This window comes from Nonomuraea turcica (assembly GCF_030718205.1).
In the GTDB taxonomy this organism is placed as follows: domain Bacteria; phylum Actinomycetota; class Actinomycetes; order Streptosporangiales; family Streptosporangiaceae; genus Nonomuraea.
Genome location: NZ_JAUZQF010000059.1, coordinates 1 through 20,495 on the forward strand (window position 1 = coordinate 1; position 20,495 = coordinate 20,495).

General features: G+C 68.5%; 19 protein-coding genes and 1 pseudogene. 12 read left to right on the plus strand and 8 right to left on the minus strand.

All coding sequences use genetic code 11. The features are described 5' to 3' along the window. Positions 1–140: 140 nt before the first annotated feature. The 3 genes from Q9G87_RS59525 to Q9G87_RS59535 are packed head-to-tail and all read right to left on the minus strand — an operon-like array spanning position 141 to position 2,384. Positions 141–620, minus strand: a complete 480-nt coding sequence (locus tag Q9G87_RS59525; RefSeq protein WP_305925541.1) for an NUDIX domain-containing protein — start codon at positions 618–620, stop codon at positions 141–143. Positions 621–639: 19 nt separating this feature from the next. Continuing rightward, positions 640–1,365, minus strand: a complete 726-nt coding sequence (locus tag Q9G87_RS59530) for an HAD family hydrolase (RefSeq protein ID WP_305925542.1) — start codon at positions 1,363–1,365, stop codon at positions 640–642. Further along, on the minus strand, positions 1,362–2,384 hold the full coding sequence (locus Q9G87_RS59535; protein WP_305925558.1) for a carbon-nitrogen hydrolase family protein: 1,023 nt from the start codon (positions 2,382–2,384) through the stop codon (positions 1,362–1,364). The genes Q9G87_RS59530 and Q9G87_RS59535 overlap by 4 nt, the downstream gene beginning before the upstream one ends. Here Q9G87_RS59535 and Q9G87_RS59540 point away from each other — a divergent pair. Further along, on the plus strand, positions 2,304–2,774 hold the full coding sequence (locus Q9G87_RS59540; protein ID WP_305925559.1) for a hypothetical protein: 471 nt from the start codon (positions 2,304–2,306) through the stop codon (positions 2,772–2,774). The two genes, Q9G87_RS59535 and Q9G87_RS59540, sit on opposite strands and share 81 nt — an antisense overlap. Positions 2,775–2,964: 190 nt before the next feature. Beyond that, entirely contained in the window at positions 2,965–3,195 is a 231-nt protein-coding gene (locus tag Q9G87_RS59545; RefSeq protein ID WP_305925543.1) for an NUDIX domain-containing protein, read from the plus strand. A 134-nt stretch (positions 3,196–3,329) separates the two neighbouring features. On the opposite strand, the gene Q9G87_RS59550 is transcribed toward Q9G87_RS59545, so the two are convergent. Together Q9G87_RS59550 and Q9G87_RS59555 are read right to left on the minus strand one after the other, a co-directional pair. Beyond that, positions 3,330–3,761, minus strand: a complete 432-nt coding sequence (locus tag Q9G87_RS59550; protein ID WP_305925544.1) for a pyridoxamine 5'-phosphate oxidase family protein — start codon at positions 3,759–3,761, stop codon at positions 3,330–3,332. A gap of 4 nt (positions 3,762–3,765) precedes the next feature. Beyond that, positions 3,766–4,776, minus strand: coding sequence for an NADP-dependent oxidoreductase (locus tag Q9G87_RS59555; protein ID WP_305925545.1), 1,011 nt, complete (start codon positions 4,774–4,776; stop codon positions 3,766–3,768). Between the two features lie 110 nt (positions 4,777–4,886). On the opposite strand from Q9G87_RS59555, the gene Q9G87_RS59560 reads away from it, so the two are divergent. Continuing rightward, positions 4,887–8,123: a BTAD domain-containing putative transcriptional regulator gene (locus tag Q9G87_RS59560; RefSeq protein ID WP_305925546.1), complete on the plus strand. Its 3,237-nt coding sequence runs from the start codon at positions 4,887–4,889 to the stop codon at positions 8,121–8,123. Positions 8,124–8,632: 509 nt separating this feature from the next. Here Q9G87_RS59560 and Q9G87_RS59565 read toward each other — a convergent pair. Further along, complete coding sequence (locus Q9G87_RS59565) at positions 8,633–9,667, minus strand: LacI family DNA-binding transcriptional regulator (RefSeq protein WP_305925547.1); 1,035 nt, start codon at positions 9,665–9,667, stop codon at positions 8,633–8,635. 174 nt (positions 9,668–9,841) lie between these two features. Here Q9G87_RS59565 and Q9G87_RS59570 point away from each other — a divergent pair, with 174 nt between their 5' ends. The 6 genes from Q9G87_RS59570 to Q9G87_RS59595 are packed head-to-tail and all read left to right on the plus strand — an operon-like array spanning position 9,842 to position 18,162. Continuing rightward, positions 9,842–11,653 (plus strand): glycoside hydrolase family 30 beta sandwich domain-containing protein, encoded by a 1,812-nt coding sequence (locus Q9G87_RS59570; protein WP_305925548.1) that lies wholly within the window; start codon positions 9,842–9,844, stop codon positions 11,651–11,653. Positions 11,654–11,693: 40 nt separating this feature from the next. Then, positions 11,694–12,896: an ABC transporter substrate-binding protein gene (locus Q9G87_RS59575; protein WP_305925549.1), complete on the plus strand. Its 1,203-nt coding sequence runs from the start codon at positions 11,694–11,696 to the stop codon at positions 12,894–12,896. Then, positions 12,887–13,804 carry a carbohydrate ABC transporter permease gene (locus Q9G87_RS59580; RefSeq protein WP_305925550.1) on the plus strand — a complete coding sequence of 306 codons (918 nt, stop codon included), beginning with the start codon at positions 12,887–12,889 and terminating at the stop codon, positions 13,802–13,804. The genes Q9G87_RS59575 and Q9G87_RS59580 overlap by 10 nt, the downstream gene beginning before the upstream one ends. Further along, a complete protein-coding gene (locus Q9G87_RS59585; protein WP_305925551.1) occupies positions 13,801–14,706 on the plus strand; it encodes a carbohydrate ABC transporter permease in 906 nt (301 codons plus the stop codon). Before Q9G87_RS59580 ends, Q9G87_RS59585 begins: the two co-directional genes overlap by 4 nt. A gap of 13 nt (positions 14,707–14,719) precedes the next feature. Beyond that, entirely contained in the window at positions 14,720–16,693 is a 1,974-nt protein-coding gene (locus Q9G87_RS59590; RefSeq protein ID WP_305925552.1) for a beta-galactosidase, read from the plus strand. Then, positions 16,690–18,162, plus strand: coding sequence for a glycoside hydrolase family 30 protein (locus tag Q9G87_RS59595; protein WP_305925553.1), 1,473 nt, complete (start codon positions 16,690–16,692; stop codon positions 18,160–18,162). The genes Q9G87_RS59590 and Q9G87_RS59595 overlap by 4 nt, the downstream gene beginning before the upstream one ends. Before the next feature lie 137 nt (positions 18,163–18,299). On the opposite strand, the gene Q9G87_RS59600 is transcribed toward Q9G87_RS59595, so the two are convergent. Next, positions 18,300–19,073: a TetR/AcrR family transcriptional regulator gene (locus Q9G87_RS59600; RefSeq protein ID WP_305925554.1), complete on the minus strand. Its 774-nt coding sequence runs from the start codon at positions 19,071–19,073 to the stop codon at positions 18,300–18,302. A gap of 90 nt (positions 19,074–19,163) precedes the next feature. On the opposite strand from Q9G87_RS59600, the gene Q9G87_RS59605 reads away from it, so the two are divergent. From Q9G87_RS59605 to Q9G87_RS59615, 3 genes are read left to right on the plus strand one after another with little or no spacing between them, the layout of a single operon-like run. Next, a complete protein-coding gene (locus Q9G87_RS59605) occupies positions 19,164–19,811 on the plus strand; it encodes a sulfotransferase family protein (RefSeq protein ID WP_305925555.1) in 648 nt (215 codons plus the stop codon). Next, entirely contained in the window at positions 19,808–20,185 is a 378-nt protein-coding gene (locus Q9G87_RS59610) for a hypothetical protein (protein ID WP_305925556.1), read from the plus strand. The genes Q9G87_RS59605 and Q9G87_RS59610 overlap by 4 nt, the downstream gene beginning before the upstream one ends. Beyond that, the gene (locus Q9G87_RS59615; protein ID WP_305925557.1) at positions 20,182–20,289 is read left to right on the plus strand and encodes an FAD-dependent monooxygenase; all 108 of its coding nucleotides are present in this window, start codon (positions 20,182–20,184) and stop codon (positions 20,287–20,289) included. The genes Q9G87_RS59610 and Q9G87_RS59615 overlap by 4 nt, the downstream gene beginning before the upstream one ends. Here Q9G87_RS59615 and Q9G87_RS59620 read toward each other — a convergent pair. Further along, positions 20,281–20,495: pseudogene (locus Q9G87_RS59620) on the minus strand (IS630 family transposase); the annotation flags it as partial. The gene Q9G87_RS59615 and the pseudogene Q9G87_RS59620 sit on opposite strands and share 9 nt — an antisense overlap.

The window sequence follows — 20,495 nt, forward strand, 5'->3', positions numbered from 1 at the left end:
GTCGTAACCGGAAGTGATCAACCACCTGAACGTGACACGCCGGGTGGTCCCATCACTGGCAACCGGGTGGTCCCATGCTCGTGGCAGAAACTCCTCCCAAGTGGTCCCATGAAGCTGGCCGGCGACAACCTGTGTCCGCGCTAGACCTCTTGCCATGCGCGGAACAGCCTGATGCTCTCGGCGAGCTGCGAGTGCATCGGCGACGGCAGCGAGTCCAGAGAGAACCAGCCCAGCTCGTCGAACTTGTGAGGCTCGCCGATAGCGGCTTCGGTGGGATCGACCCCGACCGCGAAGATCACCGCGACCCAGTGAGAGGGCGGCTCCTCTCGCAGGACGTTGCGAACGCCGATGGTCTCGATCGTCAGCGGACGGGTCGTGTATTCCTCGCCGACCTCCCGGGCGGCAGCCGTCTCGAACGACTCCCCGTACTCCAGCGCTCCGGCACCACAGTCCCAGGCTCCGGGCTCGTCACGCGCACCGGCGCTGCGCCGGGCCAGCAGCACCCGGCCGTCTCCGTCGTGGCAGATGAACACGCACGAGACATTGGGCGTCCTGCGCACCTGATCGGCGCCCGGCTGGGACGGCCCGGCGAGAACGTTTGCAGTCGGATCGTTGCTCAACAGCAGGTTCCTTTCGCTTTCAGAAGTGATGCAGTAGCTCGGAGAGCGTCCGCAGCCGCAGCACTCCTTCATCATCGTCATCGAGCTCACTGTGCTCCAGCACCCAGGTGTTGTCGTTCGGGATGAAGACAGCGTTCATGCCCGCCTGCCGGGCGGGAAGGATGTCCGACTTCGGCGAGTTGCCGATCATCCAGGTAGCAGCCGGCGCCAGGTCGAGGTCGCGAGTGAGCCGCCGGTAGGTGTCGACGTCCTTCTCGGCCACGATATGGATGCCGCGAAAGTGGTGCACGAGCCCCGAGAGATCCAGTTTGCGCTGCTGCTCCTCGGTATCGCCCTTGGTGAGCAGGAGCAACTCATGCCGGCCGCCGAGAACTGTGAGTGTCTCGGCGACATCCGGGACCAGCTCCACGCGTCCTTCCAGGACGGCCGCGGCCAACCCGTCGACATGGCGCAGTTCCGCAGCGCTCGCCGGCCGCTCGCGGAGTCGCTTCAGGCACTCCTTCAGGCTGTGCAAGAACATCTTGCCGCCGTATCCGTGGGCGACCGCGTTCGCCGCCTGGATGCTGTTGAGGATGGCGCGGATCTCGGCCCCGTCGAGGGTCGGATGGTCCAGCCAGAGCAGGAAGTCGTCCACGGCGCGCTCGAAGAGGACGTTGTTCTCCCACAGCGTGTCATCGGCGTCGAAGATCAGTACCTGTCCCGTGAGAGAGCCGCCGTGTGGCTCAGCCGGGCCTGGTGCCGTCACGTCCACGTGTCTGCGACGAGGGCGGTCCGCGGGTTCCCGGCCAGGGCGTCCTTGTCGCGCAACGCCTGCAGCTCACTGCGCGACAACGCCATGGTGAACACACCCGGGTCGGTCCGGGCCTGGCTCAGCCGCGTGCCGTCCGGGTGCCAGGTGCCGCTGCCGCCGCACGATTCCCACCCCGGTCCCCGGCCGGCGAGGTTCGCGACGACCGCGTACATGCGGTGGTCCATGGCCCGGGCCGCGGAGTGGACGTCAATGCGCCGCACCTCCTCCTGCGTGTACAGGGCGGACACAGCGTATACCTCGGCGCCCAGGCCGGCCGCTTCCGCTGCGTGCCCCGGTACCGCGGCGTCATAGCAGATGGCGAGGGCGACGCGCCAGCCGTCGATGTCCAGGATCTGGATCTTGTCGCCGGGCTGGAACAGGTCGCGCTCCACGCCGTGCAGGTTCTGCTTGCCGTAAACCTGGATCTCGCCGTCGGGCCGGATCGCCAGCGAGGCGATCCAGGCCGTGTTGTCCGGCCCGCGGTACGCGGCGCCGACCACAGCGGTCACGCCGCACTCCGCGCTGGCTTGGCGGACGACGTCGAGCCGCGGGTCGTCCTCGGTCACCCAAGCCGACGGGTCGGTGAAGAGCTCCAGGTCGTAGCTGACAAGTGACAGCTGGGGGAACACGAGCAGTTTCGCACCGGCATCCGCGGTTTCGATCATCAGAGCCGCCGCTGAACGGGCATTCGCTCTCACATCCCCTGGTTCGGGGGAAATCTGGGCGACCGTCACGATCAATGTTTCTGAGGGCACTGCGGCATGGTATCGACTGGCGTTCGGAATCTTCCGACAGGCGATCAGCTCGATCCACCGTAGGAGATGCCCTGGGCGCCGGTAAGCATGCGAGAGGATTACTTGGTGCGAGCGTCGATTTTGACCGGACCTCCAGCGGTGGGCAAGAGCACGATCGGTCGCCTCATTGTCCAGGAACGACCATGTGCTGCCTTCATCGACATCGACGATGTTCGCCATCTGGTCGTTAGCGGCCACGCCGCACCCTGGAACGGCCTGGAGGGTCTTCGCCAGCAACGACTGGGAGTGCTTAACGGCTGTGCGTTGGCCCGGAACTTCTTGGACGGCGACATCGACGTGGTCATCGTGGATGTGCTGACGGACAGCACTGCCGAGCTCTATCGAGCCTCACTGCCCGACGTGCTGATTTTGAAGCTCGAGGTGGACTTCCGCGAGACCGAGAAACGAGCAGAGACCCGGCCTGTGTACCTGACACCAGAAGAGTTCGGCGCACTGCACGACCAGCAGCACGATTTCACGGGTAGCGACATCCGAGTGGACGTCACACGGCTGTCTACTCAAGGTGCTGCTGCGCAGGTGAAGGACATCTGGCTTTCCGACCGAGGGTGAGACGGAAGCGCTCGGCCTCGGGCGTGAGCGTGTGCCTCCAGCGTGTCGCGTTCGGGATAGCAGTGTGTGCGGAAATGCTCAGCACCGACGGCGTAGCGGGGCGACGTTCGGTTCCGGCAGGCTCAGCTGCGCACTCGTTTCTTCAGGTCGGGATGCCGCTGGGTCGGGGCGTTGCGGGGGACGTGGGACCTTGTCCCGGTTCCCGGGCTACTACGACGTGATGGTCGGCGGTGCCGTGGGCGTGGGCGTGGGCGAGTCGTATGAGGAGGCGGCGGTCCGCGAGCTGGCTGAAGAGCTGGGGGTTCGTGTGCCGGTGCGCTTCCTGTTCAAGTCCTCCCCCACCACGAAGGAGACCCGGGGACTGTTCAGGGTTCGGGTCATGAGGGTGCGGATTCTGCGCGTTGCCCTCCGGTCCTGGTAGGCGCCGGTTCAACGAAGTGATGTGCGGTTCTGCATTGGCAGCCCGTGGCGGGACCTGCCCGAGAAGGCATTCGTGGACGACCGTGCGGTGGATGGGCACGTACGCTGCACTGACCCGCGCGGTCCAAGCACCGATCAGCTGAACTCCTTGCCGAAGTCGAACGTGCGCCACCGCTCCGGCCGGATCCGGATGGTGACCCAATCCGGCAGACCGTCCTCGATCGACTCGAAGAACCGCTTCCCATCAGAAGGGCCGAGATACCGGATCGCCCATCGACGGTACTCCGTCGGGTCGGCCGGCTCGTAGGCGACGACCGGGCCGTCGACGGAGACGAACTTGTACGGCATCTCCTCCTGCTGGACAGCGAAACCTACGTAGCCCGCCTCCTGGATCAGGCCCAGCTTGCGGCTGGCCGACGGCGTGCTGATCCTGATCTCGCCGCCGGGCGCGTAGGCGTACCAGATCGGGATCAGCAGCGAGGCGCGACCTTCAGGGACGCAGAGCACGCCGATGTGGGTGCCGGCCAGGAACGTCTCGCGTTCCTCGATCGTCATGCGAGTGGACATGTCGTCATCCTCGCGCCAGGCGGACGAGCATCTTGCCGGTGTTGGCGCCACGCAGCACGCCGAGGAAGGCGTCCGGAGCCTGCTGGAGGCCCTCGACCACCGTCTCTTCCGTGCGCAGACCGCCGTCGGTCAGCCAGGCTGCGGCCTGGGCGATGTACTCGGGGAAGCGGTGAAGATGGTCGGTCACCAGCACACCGCGCAGGGTCAGCCGCTTGGTGACCACGTCGTAGATGTTGCTCGGGCCCGGAACGGGGGCGGTCGCGTTGTATTGGCTGATCATGCCCACGAGGGCGGCCTTACCGTGCACCTTCAGCGCGCCGATGGCGGCCTGCAGGTGGTCGCCGCCAACGTTGTCGACGTAGATGTCGACGCCCTCGGGCGCGAGTTCGGCGAGCCGTTGGGGCAGCGAGCCGGTTCGGTAGTCGATGGCGGCGTCGAAGCCGAAGTCCTCGACAACCTTCTTGACCTTCTCGGGTCCCCCGGCTGAGCCGATCACCTTGGCGGCGCCCAGCTTGCGGGCGAGCTGCCCGGCCACGCCGCCGACGGCGCCGGCGGCGCCGGAGACGAAGACCACGTCGCCCTTCTTGACCGGTGCGATCTCGGTGACGGCGAGGTACGCGGTCAGGCCGGTCGGCCCGAGTGCGCCCAGATAGTCCTGCGGGCGGGCGAGGCCGGTGTCCACGACGGCCGCTGCGGTGGCATCCAGCACGGCGTACTCGCGCCAGCCCAGGAAATGGGACACCGTCGCCCCGACCGGGATCTCCTCGGCGTGGGAGGCGATCACTTCGCCGACCGCGCCGCCCTCCAGCGCGACGCCGAGCTGGAACGGCGGGATGTACGACTCGGCGTCGTTCATTCGGCCCCTCATGTACGGGTCGACCGACATCCACGTGTTACGGACCAGGATCTGACCCTCGCCCGGCTCCGGCAGCTCGACCTCGACCAGCTCGAAGTTGTCCGGTCCCGGCTCACCGACCGGGCGGGAGGCAAGCCGGATCTCGCGATTGACCCTCATCGTTCATTCATCCTTTGAAAGATCGGTTGATGGCTTCATCCTGATCCGGGCCCCTTCGGGTTTTCTGCGGGCGTCTTTGGGCCCGTCCGAACTCGTCTAACCTGGCGGTTGTGCGTTTCGGGGTGCTCGGTCCGCTGGCCGTCTGGACGGCTGACGGCAGGCCCGTACGCATTCCCGAGGCGAAGGTGAGGGCGCTGCTGGCCGATCTACTCGTGTACGAGGGGCGTCCTGTGTCGTCCGATCGGCTGATCGACGACTTGTGGGGCGAGCGGCTGCCGCGCAATCCCACCGGCACCCTGCACTCCAGGGTGTCCCAGCTGCGCCGGGTCCTGGAGAGCGCCGAGCCGGGCGGTCGCGACCTGGTGGTGTCGCAGCCTCCGGGCTACCTGCTGCGGCTGGAGCCCGAGGCCGTGGATGCCGGCCGGTTCGCGTCGCTGGTCACCCGGGCCAAGGCGGCGGTCGACGTACGGGAGCGGGCGAAGCTGCTGGCCGACGCGCTGGCGTTGTGGCGGGGACCGGCGTACGCCGACTTCGTCGACGAGGACTTCGCCAGGCCGGTGGCGGCCCGGCTGGAAGAAGAGCGCCTGGCCGCGCTGGAGGAGCACGCGGAGGCGCGTCTGGCGCTCGGCGAGCACGGCTGGCTGGCCGGCGAGCTGGGCGATCTGGTGACCCGGCATCCGCTGCGCGAGCGCCTACGCTCCCTGCACATGCGTGTCCTCTCCCGGGCTGGACGGCAGAGCGAGGCACTGGCGAGCTACGCCGACCTGCGCGAGCGGCTGGCCGACGAACTCGGCCTGGACCCCGGCCCGGAGCTGGTGGCCCTGCACGAGGCGATACTCAGGCAGGATCCAGCGCTCGAGGGGACCGCCGTCGCGGTGCGGCAGCGTACCAATCTGCCCGCAGCCCTGGCCGAACTCATCGGCCGGGAGCAAGCGGTGAGCCACCTACGCACGCTACTGGAGTCGGGACGGCTGGTCACGCTCACCGGCGCGGCCGGGGTGGGCAAGACCCAGCTCGCGCTCAAGGTCGCCCGCGAACTGGAGGGCGGCATCCCCGATGGCGCGTGGCTAGTGGAGCTGGCCGGCCTCGATCGGGCCTCCGGCGACTCCCCGGCGTCGGTGGCCGGAGTCGCCGCCTCGGCCCTCGGCGTCCGCGACGACGCTCTCAGGATCCGTGACCAGGCAGAGGCCGCCGGTGACCTGCTGGGCCGACTGGCCGACGCGCTCCGTACGAGGAGCCTCCTGCTCGTGCTGGACAATTGCGAGCATGTGATCGAGTCCGTCGCCGTGGTGGCCGAGGTGCTGCTGCGGACGGCGCCCGGCCTGCGCATCCTCGCCACCAGCCAGGAGTCCCTGGGTCTCCCCGGCGAACGGCTGTGGGCCGTGCCCCCGCTGGACTTGCCGGACCCCGCCGCAGAGCCCGAGGAACTACGCCGCTTCGCCGCCGTGGAGCTGTTCGTGACCCGGGCCGCCGCCGCTGCACCGGGCTTCGGGCTCGGCCCCGGCAATGCCGCGGCCGTGGCCGCGATCTGCCGGCGCCTGGACGGGATCCCGCTCGCGTTGGAGCTGGCCGCCGCTCGCGTGCGCGCGCTTGGGGTGCACGAGCTGGCCGCCCGGCTCGACGACCGGTTCGGTGTGCTGGTGGCGGGCAGGCGCGGCGCCCCAGCCAGGCAGCGTACGCTCCGCGCGATGATCGACTGGAGCTGGGAGCTGCTGTCCGAGCCCGAACGCGTGGCCCTGCGCAGGCTCGGCGTGCACGCCGACGGGTGCACGCTGACCGCGGCAGAGGAGGTCGGCTCGCTGGACGGGGTGGACGGGATAGACGTGCTGGCGCGACTGGTGGATCGGTCGCTCGTCGTCATGGCGGACGGTCCGGTCGGCCCCCGCTACCATCTCCTGGAGTCGGTACGGGAATACTGCCTCGACCGCCTGCGGGAGGCCGGCGAATACGACGAGATCCACCGCCGCCACCTGCGCCACTACACCGGGCTGGCCGAACGCGCCGCGCTGCACCTCCGCGGCCCCGACCAGCGGCCCTGGCTGGAACGCCTCGATCGCGAATGGGCCAACCTGCGCGCCGCCCTCGACACGACCGTACGGCTGGCCGACGGCGACGCCGCAGCCCGCCTCGTCAACGCGCTCGGCTGGTACTGGCTCCTGCGCGGCCGCCTGGCCGAGGCCCGGCGCGCGCTCGACCTGGCGCTGAACGTATGCGACGACGCCCGCGTGGCCGCCTGGCGGACCGGCGTGCGCCTCCTGATGAGCGACGGCACCGATGCGGATGCCCGCGCGTCGACCAGCTCCTACGAGAACATCGCCGACATGGGCGCGCGGGCACGGGCTCAGTGGTTCCTGAGCTACGCGCAACGCGGCTTCACCGACCTGACCGTCACCTCAGCCCTGCTTGAGCAGGCCCTTGACGGCTTCGGCGAGCTGGACGACCGCTGGGGGGTGGCCGCCGCGCTGAGTGTGCGGGCCACGATCGCCCGGGCCCGGGGCGACCTCGCCGCCGCCCACCGCGACGCTCTGAACAGCGACGAGCTCTTCAAGGAACTCGGCGACCGGTGGGGCCGGGTGAAGGCCACCAACACTCTCGCCGAACTCGCCGAGATCGCGGGCGACTATCGCGAGGCGGCCCGGCTGCACCGCGAGGGCCTGCGCATAGCCGAGGAGCTCTCCCTCTGGGGCGAGGCGTCGTTCCGGCTGTCCGGGCTCGGCAGGATCGCCCTTCTGACGGGCGACCTCGCGGCCGCCGACGCGTACCACGAGCAGGCGATGCGCCTGGCCGCCGAGCAGTCCAACAAGGTCGCCCAGCACTTCGCCGAGATGGGGCTGGCCCTGAGCGCTCGCCGCCAGGGCAAACCGGAGCTGGTCGAATCCCACCTGGCCAAATGGGTGGACTGGCTACGCGGCGTGTCAGGGGAGCCCGGCCTGGCCCTGGCCCTGGCCGAGCTGGGATTCGCCGCCGAACAGCGCGGCGACGCCGAAGCCGCGATGAGACTGCACCTGGACGGCCTCGCCTCCGCCCGCAAGATCGGCGACCCCCGGGCCGTGGCCCTGGCCTTCGAGGGACTGGCGGGGGCACTCACCGCTGTGAACGCACCACGCGCCGCACGCCTGCTGGGCGTCGCCGCGGCGCTGCGCGAGTCGGTCGGCGCGCCGCTGCCACCGGCCGAACGAGGGGACGTAGACCGCATCACCGCGGCCCTGCGCGAGGCTCTTGGGGATGCGTCGTTCACGGCCGAGTTCGAGCACGGCACGCGACTGGGTCCCGACCACGTGATCCATACGTTCGAGCCCGGCGAGAACTCCCCTCGCGTGCCGCCGTCCACTTCGTCTGGTCCTTGATTGTCATACGCCGAAACCGTGCCGTCCGTCGCCGGTTCGTCAGGCATCCTCTCAAGAAAGCCGGAAAACCCCGGAAACGCGAAATCAACTTCCTTCGGGCGGTCTCGAGAACGGCCCCACCCGCATGCTGGACCCGCCCGTTGTGCCGATCAAGCTCTCCGTCGAAGGTCTTGGCGACCGGGCCCGTCCAGTTCCTGCCGATGTGGAAGTTCTTGGCGGGGGCTGAGCGCATCTCGCATCTCGTGAATCAGCGGGCTCGATCGTCCGCAGCGCGTCCCGCAACGCCTCCCGTAGCGGATTGGGCACCATTTCGGGCATCGGTCAGCTCCCCTTCTTCCGGGACGGACCGGGGGACGGTGTGTCGGTGCCTGCGAGAAGCCTCGGCGCAATCAATCTCATGAGCGCCACCAGGTCCGCGGCATTGTCCCGCCCTTTGACGCCCCGTATACGAGCTCGACTGACAGCCGGGCTTTACCCCCCTGCTAATCGCGGCTCTCAGGGCCTTTCTCCTATCGCGTAGCGGGGGCGGGACCGGTGGAGTCGCGGATGACGAGGTGGGTGGCGAGTTCGATGTGGAGAGCCTCGACGGTGTGACCGGCGATGAGACGCATGAGGAGGCTGACGGCCATGCGGCCCATCTCTTCGAGGGGCTGGCGGACGGTGGTGAGCCTAGGAAGGGTGCTGAGGCTGAGGTAGAGGTCGTCGAACCCGGTGATGGAAATGTCTTCGGGGACGCGGAGGCCGTGTTCGAAGGCGGCGCGCAGGGCGCCGACGGCGGACTTGTCGTTGAAGGCGACGATGGCAGTGGGGCGTTCGGGGAGGTCGAGGAGACGGCGGGCGGAGTCGTAGCCCCAGTCGGTGACCGGTTCGCGGTTGCGGACGATGAGCTCGGGGGAGGTGAGAAGTCCGGCGTCGGCGAGGGCGGAGGTATGGCCGGCGAGGCGGTATTCGCTGGCCAGCCATTCCTGGGGGCCGCCGATGACGCCGATGCGACGGTGCCCGAGTTGAACGAGGTGGGCGGTGAGGTTCCGGGCGCCGGCGAAGTGGGAGGCCGAGACAGAGGCGATGTCGCGTGGCGGCTGGAGGCGCGGATCGATCACGACGAACGGGAATCCGTGGGCGCGTAGCTCTTCGAGTTCCTCGTTGGTCTCCGAGGGAACGATGAAGATCGCTCCGGCGATGTCCGGGGCGTTGGGGAGCCCGGAGATGACGCTCGCGTCGCGGGCCGCGTCGCCCGCGCTGAGGATGAGGCGACGGCCGTGCAGGTCGAGGGTCTCGGCCACCGAGGAGACGATCATCCCGAAGTAGTCGGTCAGCAGATAGGGGCAGCGTACGTAGACGGCCCCTCTGGGAGGGTCCTCCGAAGCAGGGCCGGGGATCACGGCCGTGCTTCCGAGCCTGTTCACGGCCTCCTGCACCAGGGCGCGAGTCTCTGGCGCGACGTACTCATGGCCGTTCATGACCCGCGAAACGGTCGCGATCGATACGCCCGCCTCGGTGGCGATGGCTCGGACGGTGACCTTGCCGCTACGTCGCCTAACCATAAGTTACATCACTTCGTTTCACACGCACAGCATACCGTTATTCGATCTCCAGGGCCTGTACAGGGAACACTTGACAGGGCGGAGCCGTGCGAGTACTCATGTGGCACGAAACATTTTACAGATTTGTTTCATTTTGTTTCTTCGAAGTTCCCTCACCCCCATCGAAGGAGCACCATGCACCCGCGACGAAGCCTCGCCCTGGCCACGGCCCTCGGCTGTGTGATGGGAGGAGCCCTCACCCTCCACGCCACGTCGGCTCAGGCGGCGACACCCGTCCAGGTCTGGCTGACCACGGCCGATGGATCCGCCAAGCTGACCCGGCAGCCCGACATCGCGTTCGGCGCCACCCCCCTGGCACGAAACGTGATGGTGTCCCCCGCCGAGACCCACCAGACCATGGCCGGATTCGGGGCCTCAATCACCGGGGCCTCCGCCTCACTGATCGCGGCCATGCCGACGGGCCAGCGCAACGCGCTGATGGCCGACCTGTTCCAGACGGCAGGCCTCAACTACCTGCGCCAGCCGATCGGCGCGACCGATTTCAACCGGACCGCCGACTTCTACACCTACGATGACGGCGCCGCCGACCCGACCCTGTCGCGGTTCAGCGTCCAGCGGGACGAGACCGAGAACATCCTGCCGCTCGTCCGCCAGGCCAGGCAGCTCAACCCAGCACTCAAGGTGATGGGCTCCCCATGGAGCGCACCGGCCTGGATGAAGGACTCGAACAACCTCAACGGCGGCTCGCTTAAGAGCGAGTATGTCGGCACCTATGCCGACTACCTGGTGAAGTTCGTGCAGGCATATGGTGCCGCGGGCGTCCCGGTCGGCGACCTGACGGTCCAGAACGAGCCGCTGTTCACCACCAGCTACCCGTCGATGGCCATGTCGTCCCAGCAGCAGGCCGATCTGATCAAGCTGCTCGACTCCAAGCTCACCGCCGCAGGGCTCACCACTCGGATCTGGGCTTACGACCACAATTGGGACCGCCCCGACTATCCCCTCGACGTGTTCTCGAGGGCCGGAAACCTCTCCCACCTGGTCGGTGCCGCATTCCACTGCTACGGCGGACAGGTCTCCGCCCAGCAGCAGGTCGTCAACGCCGGCAAGCGGGTCATGTTCACCGAGTGCAGCGGCACCGACAGCGCCGACAGAGACGCCACGTTCGCCGACACGCTGATGTGGCACGCGGAGAACCTGCTCGTCCAGAACGCCCGCAATGGCGGGGAGTCCACCATCACCTGGAACCTGGCCCTGAACCCGTCGGGCGGCCCGCACCAGGGCGGCTGCTCCACCCGCTGCAACGGCGTCGTCGAGATCAACGGCTCCAGCTATACCCGCAACGCCGAGTACTACGTGCTCTCCCACGCCGCGAGGTTCGTGAAGCCGGGCGCGGTCAGGGTCGGCTCCACCAGCTCCGCCGAGGTCCAGAACGTCGCCTTCATCAACCCCGACGGTTCCCGTGTCCTCGTCGCCCTCAACACCACCACTTCGGCGCAGCCCTTCTCCGTCACGGAGAACGGCCTTTCCTTCGTCTCCAGCCTCCCGGCGCGCTCTCTGGCCACCTACACCTGGCCCGCCCCGTCCGGTACCCCCGGCGACGCGCTCAGCCGGACCGGCTGGACGGCCACCGCTTCGGTGTCGGCCGCCGGGGATGCTCCCGCTCGCGCGCTGGACGGGAACGAGTCGACCCGCTGGTCGACGGGCCAGGCCCAGGTGAACGGCCAATGGTTCCAGGTCGACCTCGGCCAGGCTCGCACCTTCACCACCCTGCACTTCACCTCCGCGGGAGGCGATGAGCCCCGCGGCTTCCAGGTCTACGCCTCCGACAACCCCCAATCGTGGGGCACGGCGATCGCCTCCGGCAGCGGAGCCGCCACGACCACGGTGTCCTTCCCCACGCAGACCAAGCGCTACCTGCGGATCGTCCAGACCGGCTCGGCCGGCAACTGGTGGTCCATCCACGAACTCAACCTGTACTCCTGATCCGCCCTCCGAACCACAGGAATCCCAGATGAGAACACCGATGAGGATTGCCACAGCCCTGTTCGCGCTCGCTCTGGCGGCGACGGCCTGCGGAGGCGAAGGCGCCCAGGAGGCCGCGACGCAGACGGTCGACTTCTGGTACTACCAGCCGACGCCCGACCAGGCCGTCAAGGTCAAGCAGCTCGCCAAGGACTTCGAGTCCGCCAACCCCGGCATCAAGATCAAGCTGACCGAGGTCCCCAAGGACGACTACAACACCAAGCTCGCCACCGCGCTCAACGGCAGCGGCGCCCCCGATGCCGGCTACCTCGACCAGCCCCAGATGGCCAGGTTCGCCGGCGGCGGACAGCTCGCCGAGGTCCCCGCCGGGACGACCGACGAGGCCGACTACTACCCCGGCGCGCTCGGCACGAACAAGGTCGCGGGCAAGCTGATGGGCATCCCCCTCCAGCAGACCACGGTCGTGCTCTTCTACAACAAGCAGTACGTCCAGACCCCACCGACCACCTGGGACGAACTGATCGCCGCGTCGGAGAAGGTCCACCGCGAGCACCCGAATGTCGCCGGGGTCTCCCTGCCCAAGGGTGACGGCTTCGGCGCCTGGATCTTCTCCGCATTCGTCGCGTCGGCCGGCGGAACGATGGTCGACGAGACCGCCAAGAAGATCACCTTCAACGACCCCCAGGGCCAGGAGGCGCTCGGCTTGTGGCGCACCCTGCTGACCAGCTCCCCGAGGAAGATCACCAACACCGACCAGGCGTTCCAGAAGGGCCTGGCCGCCATGACGTTCTCCGGCCCCTGGGACGTCCTGGGCATCCGCGAGCAGTTCCCTCAGCTGAAGTTCGGCGTCTCGCTGCTGCCGAAGAAGCTGGAGGAGGCCTCCACGATCGGAGGCGACAACGGCGTCGTGTTCAGCAAGGCCGACAACCCCGACGCCGCCTGGAAGTGGCTGAAGTTCCTGTCCAGCGCCGAGCACAACGCGCAGTACGCCGACATCACCGGCAACTTCCCCGTTAACAAGAAGGCCGCCGCCACCTCGACGCTGGCCGGTGACCCCGACATGAAGATCGTCATCCAGCAACTGGAGTCGGCACGTCCCCGTCCCGCGCTCACCGAGTGGATCAAGGTCAATGACGACGTCTTGGCCAAGGCCATCGAGGATGGCGTGGACGGGGACACATCGCCGGCCGACGCGTTGAACGCCGCCGCCACCCGGGCCGCCAAGGTCCTCGGATGGAGCTGATGCGGCAGGCGGGCGCCCGAAAGGGCGCCCGCTCCGACACGTTCGTCGGTTGGCTGTTCGTCACCCCGGCCATCGTGCACACGATCGTCTTCATGGCGGTCCCCGCCGCGGGCGCGTTGTTTCTCAGCTTCACCGATTGGGACATGACCTCCGCACCCCGCTGGACCGGCCTGCGGAACTACCAGGAGATCCTCTTCGACCGCGATCTCTACCCCGACTTTTGGATCTCGGTCCGGGTGACCCTTCTCTACGCGGTCCTGGCCGTGCCGGCCGCGCTGTTCACCGGGTTCGTCCAGGCGTACCTGATCGACGCGGTCCGGCGCGGACAGGGCTTCTTCCGGCTCGCGTTCTACCTGCCCGTCGTGACGGCCGAGGCCGCCGTCGCCGCGATCTGGCGGTGGTTGTACGACCCGCAGTTCGGCCTTATCAACGAGGTCCTCGCCCTGATCGGGATCGACGGGCCCGACTGGCTCGGCATCCCGGAAATGGTCGTCCCGGCGCTCGTGCTGATCGCCGCCTGGCAATCGGGCACCGCGATGCTGATCTTCCTGGCTGGACTCAAAGGCATCCCGCGGAACCTGTACGAGGCCGCCGAGATCGACGGCGCGAACCGGCGCGCGCAACTCTTCAGCCTGACGCTCCCGCTGCTGCGCCCCACCACCTTCTACCTGACGGTCACCGGGATCATCTTCGCGCTCCAGATGTTCGGTGTCGTCTACGTGCTCTTCGGCAGGGACATCGGCGGACCGGAGTCGGCGGGCCTCACCTACGTGCTGCAGCTGTACGTGTCCGGGTTCCGGGACGGCGAGATGGGCGTGGCCAGCGCCATGTCGTTCCTGCTGTTCATAGCGACCCTGCTCATCACCGCGCTGCAGTTCCGCCTCAGCCGAAGGGACGTCGCCTCATGACCCTGCTCGCCGAACGGACCCGCCGTCCGGTGGGTCACCGACGCCCGGAGGGCCGGTCGGGACGGCGCGCCTCGGTCCCGCTGCGCGTGCTGGCCTTCCTGCTCCTGGCAGCCGGCTCACTCGTCGCGCTCGCCCCGTTCGCCTGGATGGTCGCCACCTCGTTCAAGCAGCCGCAGGACGTGTTCACCTCCACTCCGCACCTGCTGCCGACCACCGAGGAGGGCCACTGGGCGGGCACCCTCGCCAACTACACCGAGGTCTTCGAGCTGGGCGGGTTCGGCGGGGCGTTCCTCAACAGCGTCCTGGTCGTCGCCGTGCTGATCCCGCTCAAGGTGTTCTGCTCGGCACTGGCCGCCTACGCCTTCGCCCGCATCCCCTTTCCCGGCCGGGACCGGTTGTTCGCCGCGTTGCTGGCAACGATCATGCTGCCGAGCGTTGCCCTGCTCGTGCCGAAGGTCTACGTCACCCAGTGGCTCGGCATGGCCGACAGCCTGACCGGCCTGATCGTGCCGAGTCTGGTGTCGGCGTTCGACATCTTCCTGCTCCGCCAGTTCTTCCTGACCCACCCCAAGGAGGTGGAGGAGGCCGCCATGATGGACGGCGCGAGCCGGCTGCGGATCTTCTGGAGCATCGCGCTGCCCATGGCCCGGCCGGCCCTTGCGGTCGTGACGATCACCGCGTTCATCTTCCACTGGAACGACCTGCTCTGGCCCCTGGTCATCCTCAGCGACCAGGACAAGTACACGCTGCCGCTGGCCCTTCAGGCGCTCGCCTCCGGGCGGGTCGCCCAGCCGCACCTCGTCATGGCCGGAGCGGTCGTCGCCGTCATGCCCGTGATCCTCATCTTCCTCATCTTCCAGCGCCGCATCCTCGACGGCATCCAGTTCACCGGCCTCAAGTAATCGGAGCCTTTCTTTGCTCATCACCGCCGAGTACCCGTATTTCCGCGACCGCCCCGAGGTGTGGCGGGACCGCCTGACCACCCTCGTCGCCGCTGCCGGCGTCAGGGTGGTCACCACCTACATCCCATGGCGGCACCACCAGCCCGACGCCGCCGCACCGCCCGACCTGACTGACGCGGTCGCCTTCGTCCAGCTCTGCGGTGAGCTCGGGCTGAAGGTCATCGTCAAGCCTGGCCCGTTCGTCCACGCCGAGCTCAACTACGGCGGCCTGCCTGACTGGGTGTGCCCCCTCGCCGATCCCGCGATCGAGCCGCAGCTGGACGCCGACGGCGCCCCCGTCACGTGGTCGGGTTCCGAGCTCGACGCCGACGGCAGCGCCGTCCCGTGGCCGCTTCCAGCCCCCCTCGGTTCGCGCTTCGCCGCGCTCGCCGAGCGGTGGCTGCGCGAGGCGGGCCAAGCCCTGTTCGCCCCCGACCTGGTGACGCCCACAGGGCCGATCATCGGGAGCCAGATCGGGAACGAAGGCCTGTTCACCAACGGCGCCCGCCCACTGTCGGCATACGACTACAGCACGTCCGGGCTGGAGTTCTTCCGCACCGTCCTGGCCCGCGAGTACGGAGACGTCGCCGGCTACAACGCACGGCACGGCACCGCGTACACCGCCCTCGCGGAGGTCGAGCCACCGCGCGGCCCCGCGACTCCCCTCCAGCACGTCGACTGGGGTCGCTTCCACGCCGCCTATCTGAAGGAGGTGCTGCGCCGCTGGACCGATGCGTTCGCCCCACCCGTCCCGGTGGTGCTCAACCTCAACCCGCCCGCGGGCGACGACGGCGACCTGGACTCCTGGCTCGCCCGCGTCCGGCCGGAGACCTGGGACGGCCTGCGGTACGGCTTCACCAACTGGATGGGCGTCGTCTCCGCCGACCGGTCCGCCCACGCCCGCTACGTGATCGCCGCCAAACGCGCCGCCGGACCGAACATGGAGGAGAACTGGGGCTTCTCCAAGCTGTACGACACCGCCTACGCCTCAGGCGCCACCAGCTTCCACCAGACCCTCCTCGCCCTGGCGGCCGGTGCAACCGGATTCAACATCTACACCGCGATCGCCACCACCGACTGGACACCCGCGCTCGACGCCGTCCTGTCCGCCCCCTATCCGGACTGCCCGCCGATCGACGGTGACGGCCGCCCCACCGGCAAGGCCGCGGCAGTGAAGATGCTCGCCGACTACTTCACGCTGCACGGCACGGAGTACCTCGAATGCGCTCCCGTCACCTACGCCACCTGGGGCCTTTACACCCCCTACGCCGCGATCGGCGCCTGGTCGCCCAGCGCGGCCGAGCAGTGCGGACGGCCGCTGCTGGACTTCCACCACCGGATGCGCGCCGCCGGCCGCGATTACCGGATCGTCGATCTGGAGTACGCCGACCTGGCCGGGCACGACCGGATCGCTCTTCACGGCGGGCAGTTCATGCACCGCGCGGTCCAAGAGAAGCTCGCCGCCCATATTGCCGCCGGTGGACACCTCCACCTGGAGGGCACGGAACCCTTGCACGACGAGCACGGCGAACCCTGCACCATCCTCGCCGACGCGCTGCCCCGCATCGCGCCCCGCGACCTCACCGCGGAGGATCGGATCACCGTCCTGTCCGGCGCGGCTGACGCCTACCTCCGAATCCACCCCGGCCACGACGTCTGCTACGTGACCGTCCTGGTCCAAAGCGACTCCGATCCGATGATCGAACTGGAAGTCCGCCACCGGGGCCGCACCCATCAGATCGAGATCGTCGCGGCCAGGGGCGGCGCGGCCGTCCTGCGTGTCGTCGCGGGCCAACTCGACGACCACCTCGTCAAAGCCACCAACAGCCATCTCGGGTCGGCCGTCTCGGCCTCGATCCGCTTCGACGGCGAGCACATCGCCGCGCCTGCGTCCGCCGATCTGTGCCGGATCGGCGGGTCCACCCCTATCGAGGAGAACGTAGCGTGAAGAGAGCAGCCATAACGCTGGGGGGCGTCGCCCTCCTGGCGGGCACCACGATCGCCGTACCCCCGGCCAATGCCAAGCCCAAGCCGGTCGCCCAGGTCTGGCTGACCACTGGTGATGAGCGGAACCTGCTGGCCGACCGTACTGATCTCCTCCAGCCCGCCGACCCCGCCGCGCCGACCATCACCGTGAACCCCCGCGAGACCCACCAGAAGATCAACGGCTTCGGCGCGTCCCTCACCGACTCCTCGGCCCACCTGATCGTCACCTCGCCCCGCAAGCACGAGATCATGCGATCGCTGTTCAGCCCTCAGGGGCGCGGCCTCGGACTGTCCTCCCTGCGCCAGCCGATCGGCTCCTCCGACTTCGTCAACGGACCGCACTACACCTACGACGACATGCCCGCAGGGCAAACCGACCCAGGGCTCAAGCACTTCTCCATCGCCCACGACCGAAAGGAGATCCTGCCCCTGCTGAGGCTCGCCAAGGCGATCAACCCGGGGCTGCGGATCATCGGCACGCCGTGGTCGCCGCCCGCTTGGATGAAGACCAACGACTCACTCATCGGCGGCAGGCTCAAGCCCGACGCCGTCGACGTCTACGCCGACTACCTGGTCAAGTACGTGAAGGCGTACAAGGCCGAAGGAGTGGAGGTCGACGCGCTGACCGTGCAGAACGAGCCGCAGAACCGCAACCCCGACGGCTATCCGGGCATGGACTTGCGGCCCGATGAGGCGGCCGCGGTCATCAAGGCGCTCGGTCCCAAGCTGCGCGCCGCCGGCCTCGACACTCAGATCCTCGGCTACGACCACAGCTGGAGCCTGCACCCGAACGACTCCGGACCGGCCGAAGACCCGGCCGACCCCGAGTACGTCAAGACCCTGATGTCCGACCCACAGGCCGCCAAGGAGATCGACGGGTTGGCCTTCCACTGCTATGCGGGCGACCCCGACCGGATGTCGGCCGCGCATGACGCCTACCCGGGCAAGGACATCCTCCTCACCGAATGCTCCGGCAGCCAGTCTGCCAACCCGGCGACGACCTTCGCCGACACCCTGCACTGGCAGACCCGGCAGCTCACCGTATGGGGAACGCGGCACTGGGCGTCCACCGTGATCTCCTGGAACCTCGCGCTCGACCCTGCCGGCGGCCCCCGCAACGGTGGCTGCGCCACCTGCTTCGGCGTCGTGACCATCGACTCCGCCACCGGCAAGGCCACCCCGACCGCCGAGTACTACGTCCTCGGCCACGCCAGCAAGTTCATCAAGCGCGGAGCCGTCCGCCTGGGCACTTCCTTCTACGCCGGATCCGTCATCGGCGTGACCTTCCGCAACCCCGACGGCTCCATCTACCTCCTGGCCGTCAACGACGACTGGGGATCGGGCAGCCAGCGCTTCAACGTCTCTATGGGGCGCACGAACTTTTCCTACGAACTTCCCTCCGGCGGCGTGGCGACCTTCCTCCTCCGCTGATCTCATCCACCGATCATGGGAGGGATCCCGTGACACGTGCTGGATGTCACCGACGTCTCCCCCGCCAGCGGTCTCCGCCTGCAGCAGTGGAACTGCTCCACGCCGCCGTCCGGGCGGGCGGCGGCGTGGTGGCAGGCTCAGGGGGCAGTGGCGCGGATGAACGCCTCGGCGAATGTCCGCGCGACCGCTTCAACCGGGGGCAGGACGTTCCCCAACCCGTCTTGTAGTACGGGGCGCAGCAGCATGTGCCCTGCCATTGGGCCGATCATGAGCTGGATGAGGAGCGGAAGGGGGAGGGGCCGGAGCCGGCCGGCTTGGATCTGCGTGGTGAGCAGGGTGCTGAGGCTGGCGAACATTCTGGGCAGGTTGGCCTTGAGCATCCGGGCGGCGGTGCCGTCGGGGCGGGTGAGCAGGTCGCCGAAGATGGCCGGCAGCACCCGTGGCTCGCGGGCGAACGCCTCTGCCAGCGCGGCGTAGACGGCGTGGACCATGTCCTCGATTCGTTCGGGGGGATCGGCGGCCAGCGCCTCCAGATCGGGCACGGGGACGTACCGGTCGAACATGGTGGCGAGCAGACCGTCGCGGCTGCCGAAGACGGCATGCAGGCTGGTCGGCGAGCAGTGCGCGGCGGCCGCGACGGCCTCCATGGTGACCGCGCCGAGCCCGTCGCGGGCGATCAGCGTGGCCGCGGCCTCGATGGCTCGTTCCCGTACCGGCGGGCGCCCGCCGGGATCGATCCCGGCCTGCCGGACTGCCTCGTCCAGTCGGGCCCGTGATCCGCGGAGCCTTCTGATCAGGGTGCTGCGGGAGATGCCCGCGGCGGCGGCGATGGCGCTCAGTGGCACGTCGGCCACGTCTTTGCCGTGCTGCGCGGCGGCCGCCAGCGCCGCCCCCACGAGGTCTTGGTCCACGACGAGTCATGGTACCCATTCCGATGTGAACCTTATCTGTGTATCGTCCTCATCAGAGACTCATCCTCTGATGAATTAGGAGACGTTCGGATGATCAGCGTGATCGGCGCGGGACTGCCACGCACCGGCACCACGTCACTGAAGGCGGCGCTGGAGCAGCTCGGCTTCGGCCCCTGCCACCACATGCAGGAAATCGGCGCCCATCCAGAGCAGGCGCAACGCTGGCGGCAGGCCCTGGACGGGCCAATCGACTGGAACGACGTGCTGGCGGACTACCGGGCGGCAGTGGACTGGCCGAGCGCCTTCTTCTGGCGCCCGCTCTCGCGTGCCTACCCCGACGCCAAGGTCATCGTCACCGTGCGTGACCCGCATGCCTGGTACGCCAGCCTCCGCGACACCGTCTTCGCGATGCTGCACAACCCCAGTGCGGTGCCGCCCGAATTCCACCCCGTGGTCACCGGCATGCGGCCGCTGCTGGAGCACATCTGGCGCGACACGTTCGGCACGACATTGGACGATGCGATGCCCGAGGAGCGCCACGCCGTGCAGGTGTTCCAGCGCCACACGGCCGAGGTCACCGACGCACTGCCCGCCGACCGGGTCCTGATCTACCGGACCGGGCAGGATTGGCAGCCGCTATGCGACTTCCTGGGCGTGCCCGTGCCGGACCAGCCGTACCCGCGCCTCAACGACCGGCAGTCGGCCCAGACCCGCCTGCGAGGGGTAGCGGACCGGTGAATCTCCGCATCCTGCTCACCCTCCACGGCCTGGTCACCCTGGCAGCGGGCGTGGTGCTCATCGCCGCGCCCGGCCTGGTTCCCAGCGCCGTCGGCATTCGCATCCCTGCGGACGCCTATCTGGTGTGCTACCTGCTGGGAGCCGCCGAGCTGGCCGTGGCGTTCCTGTCGTTCGCGGGCAGAACCCTCCGGCAACCGGACGGGCTGCGCCTGGTCGCCTGGACCATGATCGTGTTCCACGGCTGCACCGCCGCCGTCGAGGCCTACGCCTTCACCCGCGGCGTCCACGCCGCAATCTGGGCGAACGTGGCGCTGCGGCTGGCGGTCATCGCTCTATTCACCCACTACGGCCTGCGCCAGAAGAGGCTGACATGACCACCGAAAACACCGGAGTCCTGATATGTGGCGGCGGCCCGGCCGGCATGATGCTGGGCCTGCTGCTCGCCCGCGCGGGAATCAAGGTCACCGTACTAGTGTGATCCGCCTGAAATTCGTCGGCAATATTTAGCGAGGGATTCGAGGATCTCCTCGGCGGTCTTGGTCCACACGAAAGGCTTGGGATCGGCGTTCCAGCGATCCATCCAGGCGCGGATATCGTCCTCCAGTGCCTGGACGCTCTTGTGCACTCCGCGGCGGATCAGCTGGTCGGTCAGGTAACCGAACCAGCGCTCGACCTGGTTGATCC

Excerpts from the sequence above, each read along its gene's own strand:
- Q9G87_RS59535 (WP_305925558.1), bottom strand. The coding sequence starts at position 2,384 with ATGGCGAACATCGTCGATGTCGATGAAGGCAGCACATGGTCGTTCCTG.
- Q9G87_RS59550 (WP_305925544.1), bottom strand. The coding sequence starts at position 3,761 with ATGTCCACTCGCATGACGATCGAGGAACGCGAGACGTTCCTGGCCGGC.
- Q9G87_RS59555 (WP_305925545.1), bottom strand. The coding sequence starts at position 4,776 with ATGAGGGTCAATCGCGAGATCCGGCTTGCCTCCCGCCCGGTCGGTGAG.
- Q9G87_RS59565 (WP_305925547.1), bottom strand. The coding sequence starts at position 9,667 with ATGGTTAGGCGACGTAGCGGCAAGGTCACCGTCCGAGCCATCGCCACC.
- Q9G87_RS59570 (WP_305925548.1), top strand. The coding sequence starts at position 9,842 with ATGCACCCGCGACGAAGCCTCGCCCTGGCCACGGCCCTCGGCTGTGTG.
- Q9G87_RS59575 (WP_305925549.1), top strand. The coding sequence starts at position 11,694 with ATGAGGATTGCCACAGCCCTGTTCGCGCTCGCTCTGGCGGCGACGGCC.
- Q9G87_RS59580 (WP_305925550.1), top strand. The coding sequence starts at position 12,887 with ATGGAGCTGATGCGGCAGGCGGGCGCCCGAAAGGGCGCCCGCTCCGAC.
- Q9G87_RS59585 (WP_305925551.1), top strand. The coding sequence starts at position 13,801 with ATGACCCTGCTCGCCGAACGGACCCGCCGTCCGGTGGGTCACCGACGC.
- Q9G87_RS59605 (WP_305925555.1), top strand. The coding sequence starts at position 19,164 with ATGATCAGCGTGATCGGCGCGGGACTGCCACGCACCGGCACCACGTCA.
- Q9G87_RS59615 (WP_305925557.1), top strand. The coding sequence starts at position 20,182 with ATGACCACCGAAAACACCGGAGTCCTGATATGTGGCGGCGGCCCGGCC.